Annotated in this window: 14 protein-coding genes; all 14 read right to left on the bottom strand. The window is 38.6% G+C overall.

Going from position 1 to position 15,654, the window contains the following annotated elements:
- Positions 1–5: 5 nt before the first annotated feature.
- Positions 6–917: a cysteine synthase A gene (gene cysK / locus JML65_RS09265; RefSeq protein WP_202270623.1), complete on the bottom strand. Its 912-nt coding sequence runs from the start codon at positions 915–917 to the stop codon at positions 6–8.
- Positions 918–945: 28 nt separating this feature from the next.
- Positions 946–1,776: a serine O-acetyltransferase EpsC gene (epsC, locus tag JML65_RS09260; protein ID WP_202270622.1), complete on the bottom strand. Its 831-nt coding sequence runs from the start codon at positions 1,774–1,776 to the stop codon at positions 946–948.
- A gap of 4 nt (positions 1,777–1,780) precedes the next feature.
- Positions 1,781–3,019 carry a sulfate adenylyltransferase subunit 1 gene (locus JML65_RS09255; protein ID WP_047496393.1) on the bottom strand — a complete coding sequence of 413 codons (1,239 nt, stop codon included), beginning with the start codon at positions 3,017–3,019 and terminating at the stop codon, positions 1,781–1,783.
- An 88-nt stretch (positions 3,020–3,107) separates the two neighbouring features.
- The gene (gene cysD / locus JML65_RS09250; RefSeq protein WP_047496575.1) at positions 3,108–4,016 is read right to left on the bottom strand and encodes a sulfate adenylyltransferase subunit CysD; all 909 of its coding nucleotides are present in this window, start codon (positions 4,014–4,016) and stop codon (positions 3,108–3,110) included.
- A gap of 10 nt (positions 4,017–4,026) precedes the next feature.
- Positions 4,027–4,740 carry a phosphoadenylyl-sulfate reductase gene (locus JML65_RS09245; RefSeq protein WP_115917778.1) on the bottom strand — a complete coding sequence of 238 codons (714 nt, stop codon included), beginning with the start codon at positions 4,738–4,740 and terminating at the stop codon, positions 4,027–4,029.
- A gap of 81 nt (positions 4,741–4,821) precedes the next feature.
- Positions 4,822–5,238 carry an RrF2 family transcriptional regulator gene (locus JML65_RS09240; RefSeq protein WP_052188812.1) on the bottom strand — a complete coding sequence of 139 codons (417 nt, stop codon included), beginning with the start codon at positions 5,236–5,238 and terminating at the stop codon, positions 4,822–4,824.
- A gap of 442 nt (positions 5,239–5,680) precedes the next feature.
- Positions 5,681–6,175, bottom strand: a complete 495-nt coding sequence (locus tag JML65_RS09235; RefSeq protein WP_202270621.1) for a GNAT family N-acetyltransferase — start codon at positions 6,173–6,175, stop codon at positions 5,681–5,683.
- Between the two features lie 189 nt (positions 6,176–6,364).
- On the bottom strand, positions 6,365–7,348 hold the full coding sequence (locus tag JML65_RS09230) for an alpha/beta hydrolase family esterase (protein WP_202270620.1): 984 nt from the start codon (positions 7,346–7,348) through the stop codon (positions 6,365–6,367).
- Between the two features lie 223 nt (positions 7,349–7,571).
- Entirely contained in the window at positions 7,572–9,716 is a 2,145-nt protein-coding gene (locus JML65_RS09225) for a zinc-dependent metalloprotease (RefSeq protein WP_202270619.1), read from the bottom strand.
- A gap of 276 nt (positions 9,717–9,992) precedes the next feature.
- Positions 9,993–11,258, bottom strand: a complete 1,266-nt coding sequence (locus JML65_RS09220) for an NAD(P)/FAD-dependent oxidoreductase (RefSeq protein ID WP_202270618.1) — start codon at positions 11,256–11,258, stop codon at positions 9,993–9,995.
- Positions 11,259–11,266: 8 nt separating this feature from the next.
- Positions 11,267–12,265, bottom strand: a complete 999-nt coding sequence (locus JML65_RS09215) for a 4-hydroxyproline epimerase (RefSeq protein WP_202270617.1) — start codon at positions 12,263–12,265, stop codon at positions 11,267–11,269.
- Positions 12,262–13,752, bottom strand: coding sequence for an aldehyde dehydrogenase (NADP(+)) (locus tag JML65_RS09210; RefSeq protein WP_202270616.1), 1,491 nt, complete (start codon positions 13,750–13,752; stop codon positions 12,262–12,264). The genes JML65_RS09215 and JML65_RS09210 overlap by 4 nt, the downstream gene beginning before the upstream one ends.
- Before the next feature lie 16 nt (positions 13,753–13,768).
- Positions 13,769–14,674, bottom strand: coding sequence for a dihydrodipicolinate synthase family protein (locus tag JML65_RS09205; protein WP_202270615.1), 906 nt, complete (start codon positions 14,672–14,674; stop codon positions 13,769–13,771).
- 88 nt (positions 14,675–14,762) lie between these two features.
- Positions 14,763–15,647 (bottom strand): AraC family transcriptional regulator, encoded by an 885-nt coding sequence (locus JML65_RS09200; RefSeq protein WP_202270614.1) that lies wholly within the window; start codon positions 15,645–15,647, stop codon positions 14,763–14,765.
- Between the last annotated feature and the right edge of the window lie 7 nt (positions 15,648–15,654).

Below are 15,654 nucleotides of genomic sequence, written 5' to 3'. Positions count from 1 at the left end.
GGATTTTAGAAGAGTCCTTCTACAGACAGATACCTTTCTCCGGTATCGTAGTTGATCGTAAGGATTTTAGCGTTAGACTGTATTTCAGGTAAATGTTTTGCTATAGCAGCTAAAGCAGCTCCGGTAGAGACGCCTACGAAAAGGCCTTCTTTTTTTGCTGCATTGATTGCATATTCATAGGCTTCTTCTTTACCAACGGTAATCACTCCGTCCAGAAGACTAATATCTAATATGGAGGGTACAAATCCGGCTCCTAAGCCCTGTAAAGGATGTGGTGCAGGACTTCCTCCACTTAATACAGGAGATAATTCCGGCTCTACAGCGAATACTTTTACATTGGGATAGGCTTCTTTTACCACTTTTGCAATGCCGGTGATATGTCCCCCGGTTCCTACTCCTGTAATAATATAATCCAGGCCGTCAGGGAAGTCTTTTAAAATTTCCTGAGCTGTAGTTTCTGTATGGATATTTACATTGGCGGGATTATCAAACTGTCTTGGAATCCATGAATTGGGGGTTTCCTCTGCCAGTTCGTTGGCTTTTTCAATGGCCCCTTTCATTCCTTTTTCCCTTGGAGTAAGCACAAACCGGGCACCATAAGCTTCCATGATTTTGCGTCTTTCAATACTCATGCTGTCAGGCATTACAAGAATAAGTTTGTAGCCTTTTACTGCAGCAACCAATGCAAGGCCGATTCCTGTATTTCCACTTGTCGGCTCTATAATGGTGCTGTCCTGGTTTAATAATCCTTTGGCTTCTGCATCTTCAATCATAGCCAATGCAATTCTGTCTTTAATGCTTCCTCCGGGATTGCTTTTTTCTAGTTTAATCCAGATTTCATGATCTGAATTGAAAAGCTTATTAATTTTTACGACAGGCGTATTCCCAATCGTTTCCAGTGTATTCTGAAATTTCATATCCAATATAATTTTTTTGTTTTCTGTTTTATATAACAAAGGTTAGTGATTCCGGTAATGAACTGTTATCCTTTATTTTGATTTCACTTTTATGATAAACCAGAGAATGAGACGGAACATCCTGTGTGATCCAGACATTTCCTCCAATAATACTTTCTCTGCCAATGGTTGTACTTCCTCCTAAAATAGTGGCTCCCGAATAAATAATCACATGATCTTCAATATTGGGGTGTCTTTTCTGATTGGCTTTTTCTTTGGAAACATTCAAAGCTCCAAGGGTGACTCCCTGATATATCTTGACATGATTTCCAATGACCGTAGTTTCTCCAATGACGATCCCTGTTCCATGATCTATAAAAAATGATTTCCCAATGATGGCCCCTGGATGAATATCAATCCCTGTTTTACTGTGGGCATATTCTGAAATGACACGTGGCAGTATCCTAACCTTCTGATTCCATAGCTGATGGGAAATACGATATACATAGGTGGCAAAAAATCCGGGATACGCAAGGTATATTTCTTCTATAGATTCTGCTGCAGGATCAAATTGCAGGATAGACCGTGCATCCAGCACCAGCTGATCATAAAGTTCAGGTAAAACCTCAAAGAATGTATTCACATTAGTTTCCGCTTCTTCTTCACTTCCCGTTATTGTAATGATCATATTAAAAAGGCTGTCATGCAAAGCTGCAAAGCTCTTTTTCAACTGATCCTCGGTGTCGATTCTTTGGGGAAGAAAAAGCACCTGATACAAATCTTTAACGAAAGCTTTGGTTTTTGTTTTATCAAAGAATTCATGAGTCGTATTTTGTTTACTTTGATGGATTCTTTTGATTAAATTATCGTGGGCTGCCATTTTTTTATTGAATTATACAGGCCGCAACGGTAGAATTGGATGTTTCATCCACTAAAATTGCAGATCCTGTTTTTTTATTATTGATGAAACTGTCATAGACCAAAGGCTGTGCTGTCCGGAGTGTCACTTTCACAATTTCATTAAGCCTGATCTCTGTATCTGTCTTTTCCTGAGTAAGGGTATTAACATTAATCTTGTAATCTACCTCCTTTACCACAGCCTTTACCAGCCTGCTGTTTTGCTGCAATACATATTTATTCCCCGGTTGCAGGGGCTTCTGATCCAGCCAGCATAAGAGAACTTCCAGATCTTTTTCTGTATTCGGAAGCTGTTCTTCGGTAGCAAAAAGATCTCCTCTGCTGATATCTAAATCGTGAGTAGTATGGATAACGGCAGGCTGCCCTTCAAACGCTTCTCCTTGTTCCTCTCCGTTGATCTCAATTTTAGAGATTTCAGTGATCAGGCCTGCCGGAAGAATATGAATCTTGTCTCCTTTTGTAAATTTCCCACTGATGATCTGCCCTGCGTAGCCTCTGTAATCATGCAGTTCCTCTGTTTGAGGTCTGATCACATACTGAACCTGGAAACGGTTCCCGGTATTCAGTTCTTCATGCAGGGTTACCTGTTCCAGATAATCCAATAGAGAATTCCCATCGTACCAATCTGTTCTGGAAGATTTTGAAACGATATTATCTCCTTTCAATGCTGAAATCGGGAAATAGCTGACATCATTCAGTCCCAGATTATCCGCAATTTTTGAATAGTCGGACTTTATTGCATCAAAAACATCTTCAGAATAATCTACCATATCCATTTTATTGATGGCTACTGCTACTTTTTTCAGTTTTAGTAATGATGCGATGATAGAATGTCTTCTCGTCTGTTCGATCACTCCTTTACGGGCATCGATAAGAATAACCATCAGATCGGAATTGGATGCTCCGGTAATCATATTCCGGGTATACTGCACATGGCCGGGAGCATCAGCAATAATAAATTTTCTCTTTGGGGTTGAAAAATAGCGGTAAGCCACATCAATAGTGATTCCCTGCTCTCTTTCTGCACGTAAACCGTCTGTTAAAAGCGCAAGATCTACCCCGTCTTCGTTTTTGTTTTTAGAATGTTTTTCAAGTACTTCAAGCTGATCCTGTAAAATACTTTTACTATCGTAGAGCAGTCTTCCGATCAGGGTACTTTTACCGTCATCTACGCTTCCTGCTGTTATAAATCTTAATATATCCATCTGATTTAATTATAAATAATACGTGATAAATAATAATTGATCGAGAGTGTCTTCCATAAATTATTGATCAATTCTCTTTTATCATCAATTAGAAATAGCCTCCTTTTTTCCGGTCTTCCATTGCGGCTTCTGTTACCCTGTCATCAATACGGGTTTCTCCACGTTCTGAGATTCTGGTCGCAACAATCTCTTCGATGACGGCATCAATAGTTTCGGCCTTAGATTCCACTGCAGCAGTACATGTCATATCTCCTACGGTTCTGTAACGGATCTTTTTTGTTGTTACTACATCTTCGGGTTCTAAAAAGACATGTAAAGAGTTTGCAAGCCACTGTCCGTTAAAGTCTACCACTTCTCTTTCGTGCGAAAAATAAATAGAAGGCAGTTCAATTTTTTCTCTTCGGATATAGTTCCAAATATCGAGTTCTGTCCAGTTACTGATGGGAAAAACCCTTACATTTTCTCCTTTATGGATTTTTCCGTTAAAGATGTTCCATAGTTCAGGACGCTGAAGTTTGGGATCCCATTGCCCAAATTCATCGCGGACTGAGAATATTCTTTCTTTAGCACGGGCTTTTTCTTCATCTCTCCTTGCTCCTCCGATACAGGCATCAAATTCAAATTCTTCAATGGTATCCAGCAAAGTATAGGTCTGCAGCCAGTTTCTGCTGGGGAATTTACCTTTAGCCTCAGTGAGTTTTTTACGTTGTATCGTATCTTCCACTTTTCTTGCCACTAAATTAACATCCAGCTGCTCTACCAGCTGATCCCGAAATTCCAATACCTCCGGAAAATTATGTCCGGTATCAACATGTACAAATGTAAACGGGATCTTTCCGTGTATAAAAGCTTTCCTTGCCAGGTGAGCCAGCACAATACTGTCTTTTCCTCCGCTGAATAATAAGGCAGGGCGTTCAAACTGTCCTGCCACTTCTCTTAATATATAGATCGATTCGGACTCCAGCTGATCCAGATAATTTAAATGATGTATTGACATTTTTTCTTTTTTATTGATGAATATGTAAACCGCATTCTTTTTTGTTGGCATCTTCCCACCACCAGCGGCCTGCTCTGAAATCTTCTCCTTCTTTAATGGCTCTTGTACAGGGCTCACATCCTATGCTTACAAATCCTTTTTTGTGAAGAGGATTATAAGGCAAATGATGTGTTTTTACATAGTCTGTTACCTGTTCTGAGGTCCAATTGAGAAGCGGATGAAATTTGATAATTTTATTATCCGGGTCCCATTCCAGCTGCGGCATATGCTGTCTGTTGGCAGAATGCTCTGACCGAAGTCCTGTGATCCATACTTTGTAACCTTCCAATGCTTTTTTTAAAGGATGTACTTTCCGGATTGTACAGCACATCTTCCTATGCTCTACTGATTGATAAAATGAGTCAGGCCCGTTTTCTGAAACAAAAGACCTTATTTCTTCCGTATCCGGATAATAGACTTTGATATTCTTTTTGAAAAATGCTCTTGTATTGGTCCAGGTTTCATAGGTCTGTTCAAAAAGCCTTCCTGTATCCAATGTAAAGATCTCTACCTCCAGATCTTTTATCAGATGCGTGATGACCTGATCTTCATAGCTGAAACTGGTCGAAAAAATAACCTTCTCAGGGAATCTTTCTGCCAGAATTTGAAGACCGCTATTTTGGAAAGAAGCCACAGGGACCTCTTTCAGAAGTTGATCAAATTCTTTTTTCAGATTGTTTTCCATATCCAATTGAAATTAATTACTGCAAATATATATAAAATTCTATAACTCCTATCAAATTAGTAGAATTTAAATGAAAAAAAATTAATCTTTGTTGATAAACTTAGTGAGAGTGGCCTCCATCATGCTATTTCTGGTTTTTTCACGAACGATAATAAGTTCATTTCTAAGATAGCAGGTAGCTTCATCTACGCAGTCATCGCATGCTTCGTAGAAGTTTAAAGATACACAAGGAGTAAGAGCGATAGGCCCATCAAAAATACGGTAAATGTCTGCTAACGAAACTTCATCAGGGGATTTAAGCAAATAATATCCTCCAACTTTTCCCTGTTTGCTGTTAACGAGCTTAGCTCTTTTAAGTTCAAGAAGAATTTGTTCGAGAAATTTCTTGGGAATGTTCTCATCCAATGCAATAACGGAAGTGGGCAGAAAGCCTTGATTGTAATTTCTTGCTAATCTGACCATTGCTTTCAGTGCGTATTTGCAACGTTTCGACATCATAATTCCTGCAAGTTATAACAAATTATCTGATAAATGAAATCTAATCAGAAACTGGTTTATAATTAAGTGATAAAAGAGATAGACTTACTGAGTGTTTCAGTTTGTTATTAATTTCAACCCTTATAGGTTTTATAAAATAGGCTGTCGAAAAGTTCACTTAAGTTTAAGGAAATTAAAAGATTGCTAAAGTATTTCTAAACCTTATAGGTTTTAGAAACCTATAAGGTTTGTGTTTCTCAATACCATATTGAATCAATATAAACCATTAAGAGATTACCACAATTAAATATAAGGCAAGCCGTAAACAGCCTGTTGAGAAGTTTATTTAAGTTTAAGAAAATCTTGATTTTTTAAAAAATAGTACAATTGAAGGACTGAACATTCCCCTCCTCCGGAGAGGTGGCAAATCTTCGATTTGACGGGGTGGTTTATTACACTCTGGTTAGTTTTCCTGTAAAACAAAATAAGCCAGTACCCTATCCTCTCGTTGCAGATTTTCGATTCTTTGAAAACCGCTTTTTATAAGAACTTTTTGAGATCCTACATTAGCGAGATCGGTTACCGCAACAATGTCTTTCTGTTGGTTTAAGGACAGACAATGTTCCACAAGTGCTTTACATACTGTGGTTCCAAGGCCTTTGCCCCAATAATTTTCGGCTAAAGTATACCCTATTTCTATCTGCTCCGGATGATCAAGGAAAACTCTGGCCAGGCACATTCCTACAAAATCATTGTTTTGTACATTGAATATTCCCCATCTGCTGAAAGGTCCTTCTTTATAGTCTGATAATGCCTTTTCAAACATTTCTTTATATTCTTCAGGTGTTTTATAGGGCAGGTATCGGGTAACATTTTCATCTTCAAACAGATCGAAGAACAAAGTAAATTCCTGAGGTGCAAATTCACGGATGATGATTGTATCGTTTTTATAATACATAAGAATACGGTGTCATATAATTTGAAATGAATGAATAAAAATAAGTAAATAAACTAAGAACTGCTAGCAAAATAGATCATATTAATGAAAAAAAATGGGCTTAAAAATTAAGCCCAATCCATATTTACCCCATGAATATCATCTTCATCATTCTACTGTTTTTACAATAGTATTTCGTTAATAGTTTATTTAAAAAGTTTTAAACCAATCTGTTACTGCTTTAAAATAATAGTCGGGAGGCTGATGCCCCAGAAGACCGCCACCACCAGAGTATTGTCCACCCTGGTATAAGGTAAGCTTTACCTGAGACGTTCCGGAATAGGTTTCGGTAATATCTCCTTGATTTCCAATGGCATTTGTGGTGTATTGATTCTGGTTTCCTCCATTTTTCAATATCCAAAAATCAGCTTGCTGTATTCCGAAATCACCGTCAATACTATTGCTTCCAAAATGGTCATCATCCAGTCCAAAGAAGATCCAGACTGCTGTATTTCCCAGATAATTGGGCTCATTAATATAACTTCCATTATTTTCAAACCAATAAGGTCTGTTGGAGGCAACCGGAGCAATGGCTTTGAATACCCCTTTCAGAAAATAAGCTGTAACATTGGCCATATCACCTCCCCAGGAATGGCCTGTCGCGAAAATACGGTTGTTATCAACTGAATACGTATTCTTAATGAGTTCAAGAAGTTCTTTGGTAAACTGAATATCGTGCATCCCGTCAAAAGGAGCAGCATAATTTCCTAGTGCCCAGCCTTTGTCGTTTCCCCAGTTATACTTCTGGTCAGGGTAGACAAAAATGGTATTATCCATCAGTTTTTCCAACCCGGGTGTATTGGCATTCCAACCCTTTCCCAGCCATTCATACATTTCTTTCCCTGTTGAATCGGTTCCTGCAAAAATAAATAGAACACGGTATTTTTTTGTACTGGAATAATTGGCCGGCAGAGAGATATAATAGCTTCTTTTATCTCCGGCGGCCGGAGAAAAGGTATATTCCTTTTGCCCGCTTGTTAAAGAATTTTTGGAAATAACTTCTGAATTCGCAAGCGGTTGAGCATCTGGTGCTAAAGTGGCCAACTCTTTGGTTTCACAGGAATAACAAAACAGGAAACAGAGCAGAAATACAATCTTCAAAGTGCTGATTGCCAAAAAAGTGAGTGTTTTCATATCTATAATTTTGTAAATGATGTTTTTGATTAACTGAATCGTTCAGGGTTAAAAATGTTGATATCAACAGATGGTTTCTGTTCCTCTGCAATTTCGGAGACTGTTTTTCCAAAGATTGGGCCAAGGCTTAGTCCCATCTTAATCCTGTACCATTTCAAAAATACATACAGTTAAAATAAAATCTTTTACTAATGATCATATTGTATCGATATAGCGTTTGATCCTATTTTTTAATGAATTTTTGGGAAGATTTTCCTAAAGATGTTTCAATATCAATTAAATAAGTTCCGCTTAGGAAGTGTTTAACATCAACCTTATCACCAATAACTTTAGCATTCATTTTTCTTCCAAACATATCATGAACAGAAATTGACTTAATTTTCCCTTTTGTTTTAATATTCAATACATCAGAAACTGGATTTGGATAGATGGATGTTTCTGAGTTTGTTGTATCAACATCTGCAGTGGATAATGATAATGCACAAGGCGTTGTAATACTGCCATATGGTTGTGTATTGTATCCAAACTCAGTTACAGAATAACCTGAACCATTGGTCCCAACAATCAGTTTGAAATAGCCGTTAATATTGTAGCCTTCGAATTGGTTTCTAAAACCAACGTAAGCGGTTTGGCCAGACCAGTTAGTGTATGTAGGGGTGTACACGTCAAGTTGTCCAGGAGTACCAATTGGGTAACCTATATTATTTGCATTAGTTATAGTGGTGCAAGCAGGAATTAGACTAATATTTCTTGTCCCTACCCCACATACTAATCCTTTCCAATAGGTTTCAAATTTTAATTGATTTGCTCCATAGTACCAAGCGCCATATCCTGCATCATCACTAAGCTCCGGGTTAATGATAAAATATTTCCAAGTTGCCCCGGAGTTGGTTGTTACTGTTGTTGCTGTTGGGTTGGCATAACTTTCCAGAGGAGTTCCTGTAACTATTTTATAGGGATTTTTGTAAGAAAAAGTTAATGCCAAAGCTGTAGTTGATCCTAATGAAGTTACGCCTCCTGTTATAGCCCGATCTAGGAACGTAATTGATGAATTCAGGACCTGACTTTTAGGATGACTGGTTGCCGCACCATTTATGGTAAGTGTAGCAGTAGTAGGGCTTGTAACTGCTATAGTTGCTGTTAGTCCTGCTGGTAATGAAGAAGTGAAATGTGTTCCTGCAGTAAGAGTTGTTCCATTTGGTACGGCAAATGTTGCTCCGTTTAGGGTAATGGTTGATGTAGGGACAGATGTTACTGTTCCATCTAATGACACGACTCCATTATTGTTTAAGTTCTCTGTAAATGTACTGTTGCTAAGGGTTAATTTAGGTGGAGTATTGGAAACTCCGGTTGCGGCTAAGTTGGCAGATTGCCATAAATTTATTCGCGAAGGATGATTTAATGCTGCTAGCATTCTGTAAATTTGTCCATTGGTAAACATTTTATAACAACCGGAAGAACCGTTGTATCCCATATAGTTTTCAACGTTCACTTTTTGTCCAAGACAATTGTTACCAGTTGTACATCCTAATCCGGAAGAATTATTTTCTACAGGTGTGTCAGCAACTCCATCACCATCATTAGTTGGGTTTGCAGTTGAACATGGAACATTAAACGTGTGCTGAAGATTTAACCAATGCCCAAATTCGTGGGTAAATGTATCAGAAAACTCGTTTGAAGCCACTGTTCCTGCAGCATTAAATATATAACGTCCATTATAAACAACTCTGGCTGTATTTACTGAAGTCATGTATGAATCCGGATACCAGGCAACTCCTGATTGATATAAATCTTTATTAGAATATAGATCATTTTGTATATACACATTCATATACTTTGTATTATCCCATGCATCTGCGCCAATTTCTGCATCATATCCACCTCCATTGCCATATCCACCTTTGAAGGGGTGAAAAATCACTCCGCTTGTTGCTTTTCCAGTTGGATCAATTTTAGCTAATCGAAATTCAACACTTAATGCTCCTCTGATAGATTGGAAATCAGGATCCACAGTATTTGAATCAGTATTGATTCCATTGAAATTTAAGTTGATTTGTTCCAGCAAGTCAACTACTTTTTGGTAATTTACTTTTACATTACTTTGAGATTCTCCATAAACATGAAAAACCACAGGGATGATGTAGGTTGGATTGTTGATCCTATTATTCAATGAATTTTTGTTTGATCCCATTTTTTTTATGAAATCTTGGGTGTATTTCTCAAAATTTTCATATTCAGCCCTAGATTCCGGGTGCAGTTCAAAATGTTTTTTCATCATTTCATCTGCTTTACACTCATGAGGTCTATTTTCTTGAGCAAAACCTATTATTGGAAATAGGAACATAAATAATACTGATTTAATTTTCATGATTTTTTGGATTTGTTTGTTAATAAATTATTTGAATAATCCAATTGTTTCGGGCTTAATCAACCTAATTTAATTGGATCTAGAATGATTTTAACTTGTCTGTAAATTTTGATAGTCAATACCTCTCATGCTTTTGTCTACAACTTTGCCATCCTTTATCATAAGTTCTGTGGGATAATGCTTATTCCATGATTGCTAATTTCCTGGAACTCTTTCTTTAAAAAATTTTAAACAGGTTCAAATAGTAATTTTTTGTGTGTGTTATGTGATGTTTTTTTAACTAAATCTTTCAGGGTTGAATATCTTTATCTCAACCGTTGGCTTTTGGTCATTGGCAAGTTCTGATACTGTTTTTCCAAAAATGGGTCCTAAACTTAAACCCATCATTCCACCGCCGCCTGCGATAATCAAGTTTTTTAATTGGGAAGATTGTCCTAAATAAGGAAGTCCATCCGGAGCGCAAGGTCTGTACCCAAACCAAGTGTCAGATTCTTTAGGTAATTCCACTTGAAAATCAGGAAGATATTGAGGGATAGACCCAACAATTCCTTCCACTCTTTTTATATTAATTTTATCCTGATGGGAAGCCAGTTCCATAGTGCCACCAAAGCGAATCTGCCCACCCATAGGGGTTACCGCTACCCTTGCCTCCAGTAATAAGGCTGCATGTTCCATTGTATTGACAGGATTTACGGGCCTATGCATGAATGAATAGCCTTTCCCCGGCATTAAATGGATTTTAATACCTGCTTTTTGGGCCAGTTCAGGTAAAAATGAGCCTCCTGTCATTACAAACCGGTCTGCGGTGAATCGGCTGTTATTTGCTATCACAGCTTTAATATAGCTTCCGGAAGTTTCAATGCCTGTTACTCTATGCTGAGTATGGAAAATGACACCATTACTTGTAAGGTAAGAGATCATTTGCTTCATCAGTTTCATCGGGTTCATATGCCCGTCACATTTGTAATTGATTCCTCCGATAACATCCAGTTTTGTGTTGGGCTCCAGTTCCTGAATTCCTTTCTGATCCAGAATATCAACTGCTAATCCTAAATTAATGGCTTTGTGGGCAAGTTCTGTTTCTTCTTCTGCTACTTTCTCAGTTTTATAGAGCATTAAAATACCGTTCTGGTTAAGCTCAAAGTCAAATTCCTCTTTTTGAGCAATTTCATTGTAAAGTGCACTACTGGCCAGATTAAGATCCCGGATTGCTGATGCCGAGCGATCCACATGCTGTTGGTTGGAATGTTTTAAAAACTTTAATCCCCATGATATCAGTTTGGAATTGAGAGAAGGCCTGACATAAAACGGACTTTTGCTGTCAAACATCCAGCGTATTCCCTGGGCAACCACACCCGGAGCTGCCAATGGAGTAAAATGACTGGGAACAATCATTCCTGCATTGCCATAGGAGCAATTATTGGAAAGATTATTCTGCTCCAGGATTTCTACCTGCCAGCCTTTCTGTACGAGATAGTAGGCCGAACTTAATCCTGCGATACCTGCACCGATAATAAGTGCTTTTCCTTTATTCTGTGTCATACGTTTGTTTACATAACCTGAAATCCCTGCCAGTAAGGATCTTCATCATCAATAATAATCTGATTATAACCGGTAATTCTTGCCCAGCCCTCAACTGATGGTATAATAGCCGGTTTTCCGTCAACAGTGGCTGTTCCTTCAATTCTTCCGATAAACTGAGAGCCGATATAGCTTTCATGGATAAATTCTTCTCCTTCTTTCAATTTTCCTTGAGCATACCACTGGGCTATTCTTGCCGAAGTTCCGGTGCCACAAGGTGAGCGGTCTAAAGCGTTTTCGCCCACTAAAACTGCGTTACGTCCGCTGGCTTTAGGATCGGTAGGCTGACCTGTCCATTGGATGTGGCTTAATCCGGTAATGTGTTCGTTTTCAGGATGGATAAATTGATACTTCTCATTGAGTAATTTTCGGATCATTTTCCCGTAATGAATAAGCTGGCTGGCTGTAAAATCAGAAATATCTCTGAAATTTTCCTGAGGGTCGATAATAGCGTAAAAGTTTCCGCCATAAGCAACATCTGCGTGTATTAATCCAAGATCCGGGCATTCCACTTCCAGATTTTCAGCATACAGGAAAGATTTTACATTTGTCAGCTTTACAGATTTTACTTTTTTTCCTTCCTGCACATAGTCTATGAGAATAAGTCCTGCAGGGGTTTCAAGGCGTAATTTTCCGGGAATTTTCGGAATTACCAAGCCTTCTTCTATGGCTATGGTTACAGTACCGATAGTGCCATGTCCACACATAGGAAGGCATCCGCTGGTTTCAATATATAAAACCCCGATATCATTATTTTCGTCAATAGGAGGATACAGAATACTTCCACTCATCATGTCGTGTCCTCTGGGTTCAAACATAAGTCCTTTGCGGATCCAGTCGTATTCCTTCATAAAGTGAAGCCGGCGCTCCATCATGGAGTTTCCCTTTAAAATAGGTCCTCCACCTGCAACAAGACGCACAGGGCAGCCGCAGGTATGGGAATCTATACAAAAAAATGTTCTGTTCATGTTGTTTGCAATTTTAATGATCCTGAATTCACTTCTCCATCAACTATTCTGCGGATTTGTAGCGGATTTTCATCTTTCAGTTCTTCCGGTAAAAACTCGTCCGGCCAGTTCTGAAATGAAATGGGGCGAACAAACCGTTTGACGGCATCCGGTCCTACGGATGTAAAACGGGAATCTGTAGTAGATGGAAAAGGACCTCCATGCTGCATGGCATAAACCACTTCTACCCCTGTAGGCATTCCGTTGAATAAAAGCCGGCCACATTTATCCTTCAGAATATCAATTAATTTGATATTTAGACATACATCTTCATGTGTAGCTGCTACGGTTATGGTTAACTGTCCTTTCAATGCCTGGGCAATCTGCAATATTTCTTCAGGAGTTTCACAAGCTACAATAATACCAAATGGCCCGAAAACTTCTTCACTTAATATACTATTTTGAATAAAATGCTGAGCCGTAGTTTCCGTAACCATAGCGCGCCCCTCCCATTGATTGACTTCTGTAGTTGCTTCTGCAATGACTTCCACTCCCGGCTGTACAGCAGCGATACTTTTCAGTTTTTCGAAGTTCTCAAAAATACCTTTGTGCAGCATATTCACAGGGTTGATTTCCTGAATTTCATTTTTTAATGCGGCAATAAACCGGGTAAGATTTTCACCTTTTAAAGCAACAAATACTCCCGGGTTGGTACAGAACTGCCCAACACCCAGTGTTAAAGAGGATGCATATTCTTTTGCCAGCTCTTCTGCCTTATTTTCCAGTATATGTTCAAAGGCAAATACAGGATTGATACTTCCCATTTCTGCAAATACCGGAATAGGATTTTCGCGGCGGTTAGCGATATCAAATAAGGCTTTTCCTCCACCGAATGACCCTGTAAATGCTACAGCATGGATATCTTTATGCTGGGTTAAATAAGTACCGATCTCATGAGAGACTCCGGTAATATGGCTAAAGACTCCCTCCGGCCATCCGAATTGTTCCACAACAGCGGTTATAGCATCAGCCATTATTTGAGAGGTTTGAGGATGTGCAGGATGAGCCTTTACAATCACAGGACAACCTGCTCCTATAGCACTTGCGGTATCACCTCCAGCCGTAGAAAAGGCAAATGGAAAATTACTGGCTCCAAAAACCACTACAGGTCCAATGCCTATATTATATTTTCTTAAGTCTCCTTTTTGTTTGTCAGCTTTTGCAAGATCAATTCGGGGTTCTCCATATATTCCACTGGCTACTGCTTTTGCATAAGCCCTCCACTGTCCTGTTGTTCTGGCTTTTTCACCCGTGAGTCTTGCCAAAGGCAATGAAGTTTCAGCATGAGCCGTTGTCAAAAGTTCTTCTCCTAAAGCTTCAATCTGATCGGCAACAGCATTCATAAACGCCGCCCGTTCTTTTATGGTCGTATTCTTAAGGAACTGATAAGCTTCCGTAGCCCTCTGAATCCTTATCTCCATATTTTCTTTTGATGTTTCTACAATCATAGCTTTATGTATGGTGTTAATCTAGTGCCGGGCGGTTGCTTCTGCCCTCTTCAATGATCTTTTTAATTCTTGCTGCCTCCTCACCTTGCAGTTCAAGACGGGGCGCCCTTACATAAGGACTACTTATGCCTTCCGCGGTGGCAGCCAGCTTGATATACTGAATAAGTTTAGGGTGAATATCGAGTTCCAGCAATGGCATGAACCATCTGTAGATGGCAACAGCTTTATCGTACTCCCCAGCTTTAACGGAGTTGTACATGGCCATGGTTTCGTTGGGAAAAGCATCTACAAGTCCTGCTACCAATCCATCGGCGCCCAGCATTAATGTTTCAAGACAGATGGTATCTACTCCACCAAGAATTTTAATTCTTTTTCCGAAACGGTTAATCATTCTGGTTACGTTAGCCAAATCTCTTGTAGATTCTTTAACCGCCTGAATAGTTGGGTATTCTATAAGTTCATCAAACATTTCCAGCGTTACATAAATTCCGTAATCAACAGGATTGTTATAGATAAGGATCGGAAGGTCTGTAGCGGTGGCTACTGCTTTGAAATATTCTACAACTTCGCGGCTGTCTGCCTTGTAACGCATTGGGGGAAGAAGCATTAATCCGTCAGCTCCCAATTCTTTTGCTTTTTGGGCAAAGTTTACGGCATTTTTGGTTGTATTTTCAGAAAGGTTAAGGATAACGGGAATTCTGCCCTGTGTAATTTTTTTTGCATATTGAAGAAGTTCAAACTTTTCTTCAGTTTCCAGTGCACTGGCCTCTCCTAATGTTCCGGCAAGGATAATCCCATGAACTCCGGCTTTAATCTGGGCTTCTGTATTAATCGCAAACATTTCAAAATCAATCTTTCCTTCTTTCGTAAAAGGAGTTAATACAGCAGGATAAATCCCTTCCCAGTTTAGTTTTGTACTCATATCAAATAATATTTATTCAAAACTAAGTGAATTTCAAAACGGTAAATGTTAATATTTTAATTAATTCTGACCGTATTTTAACATGTAGTTATTCGTGGTCAAAAGTAGCTTCTTTATAGTGCTTCAAATATTCTTTAGGAGAATATTTCATAATGGATTTAAAAACACGGTTAAAGTTGGTAAGACTGTTGAATCCGCTGTTAAAGGCAACGGAAGAAATACTGTATCTGCTGCTGGATGTTAATAATCTGCAGGCTCTCTGTACCCGTAATTCATTAAGATATTGAATATAAGTAATCCTGGTGTGTTTTTTAAAGGATCTGCAAAATGCCTGTGGAGTCATGCAGGCTTCTTTAGCAATGGTATCAAGAGTAAGTTTATGCTGGGTGAAATTTTTCTTAATATAGGATTGAGCATCTATAATTCTCTGGTCATTGTCAGAAATATGATTAGGAAGATTCTTTTCCGAAGATAATGGGATATGGAGATGCCTGTTTTGCATCAGATGGTTTAAAATCTTTATAAAATCTATAATCTGTTCTACTCCATGTGTCTTCTGTAGGGCTGCCATGCTCTCTCCTACGCTTGATTTCAATTTTGAAGTGACCTGAAATCCTATTTTTGAGTGTTCAATGAAGTTTTTCAACTCTTCAAACTCTGGTAAGTCAAAAAAAGCGGATATTTTTTTATTGGGATCGAAGAAAATAGAGATAGCATGTACTTTTTGTTTTTCATTTTCAGCAAAATCACCTTTGAAAACGTGCGATTGATTAGCTCCCAGATAGAAAATATCTCCAGGCTCAAAAGCGAAAAGGTTCTGTTCTATGGCAAGAGTACCATGCCCTTTAAGGATCCACATAATCTGTGTTTCGGTATGGCGATGGAAATAAGGATAAAAATTAGGCATAATATCTTCCTGTATGCGGATACTTTTATTGGTGTCGGCAGGAACTGAAAACTGAAGACTTTTCATACAATCA

Origin of the sequence: Chryseobacterium sp. KMC2, from assembly GCF_016756935.1 — a bacterium.
GTDB classification, from domain to species: Bacteria; Bacteroidota; Bacteroidia; order Flavobacteriales; family Weeksellaceae; genus Chryseobacterium; species Chryseobacterium rhizosphaerae.
Note: the sequence above shows the minus strand (reverse complement) of the source record. Positions and strands in the feature narration are given on the sequence as shown.

Bases quoted from the DNA above. Each gene is read 5' to 3' on its own strand.
- JML65_RS09235 (WP_202270621.1), bottom strand. From the start codon at position 6,175: ATGTATTATAAAAACGATACAATCATCATCCGTGAATTTGCACCTCAG.
- JML65_RS09205 (WP_202270615.1), bottom strand. From the start codon at position 14,674: ATGAGTACAAAACTAAACTGGGAAGGGATTTATCCTGCTGTATTAACT.
- JML65_RS09230 (WP_202270620.1), bottom strand. From the start codon at position 7,348: ATGAAAACACTCACTTTTTTGGCAATCAGCACTTTGAAGATTGTATTT.
- cysK (WP_202270623.1), bottom strand. From the start codon at position 917: ATGAAATTTCAGAATACACTGGAAACGATTGGGAATACGCCTGTCGTA.
- cysD (WP_047496575.1), bottom strand. From the start codon at position 4,016: ATGTCAATACATCATTTAAATTATCTGGATCAGCTGGAGTCCGAATCG.
- JML65_RS09240 (WP_052188812.1), bottom strand. From the start codon at position 5,238: ATGATGTCGAAACGTTGCAAATACGCACTGAAAGCAATGGTCAGATTA.
- JML65_RS09200 (WP_202270614.1), bottom strand. From the start codon at position 15,647: ATGAAAAGTCTTCAGTTTTCAGTTCCTGCCGACACCAATAAAAGTATC.
- JML65_RS09210 (WP_202270616.1), bottom strand. From the start codon at position 13,752: ATGATTGTAGAAACATCAAAAGAAAATATGGAGATAAGGATTCAGAGG.
- JML65_RS09225 (WP_202270619.1), bottom strand. From the start codon at position 9,716: ATGAAAATTAAATCAGTATTATTTATGTTCCTATTTCCAATAATAGGT.
- JML65_RS09245 (WP_115917778.1), bottom strand. From the start codon at position 4,740: ATGGAAAACAATCTGAAAAAAGAATTTGATCAACTTCTGAAAGAGGTC.
- epsC (WP_202270622.1), bottom strand. From the start codon at position 1,776: ATGGCAGCCCACGATAATTTAATCAAAAGAATCCATCAAAGTAAACAA.
- JML65_RS09255 (WP_047496393.1), bottom strand. From the start codon at position 3,019: ATGGATATATTAAGATTTATAACAGCAGGAAGCGTAGATGACGGTAAA.
- JML65_RS09220 (WP_202270618.1), bottom strand. From the start codon at position 11,258: ATGACACAGAATAAAGGAAAAGCACTTATTATCGGTGCAGGTATCGCA.
- JML65_RS09215 (WP_202270617.1), bottom strand. From the start codon at position 12,265: ATGAACAGAACATTTTTTTGTATAGATTCCCATACCTGCGGCTGCCCT.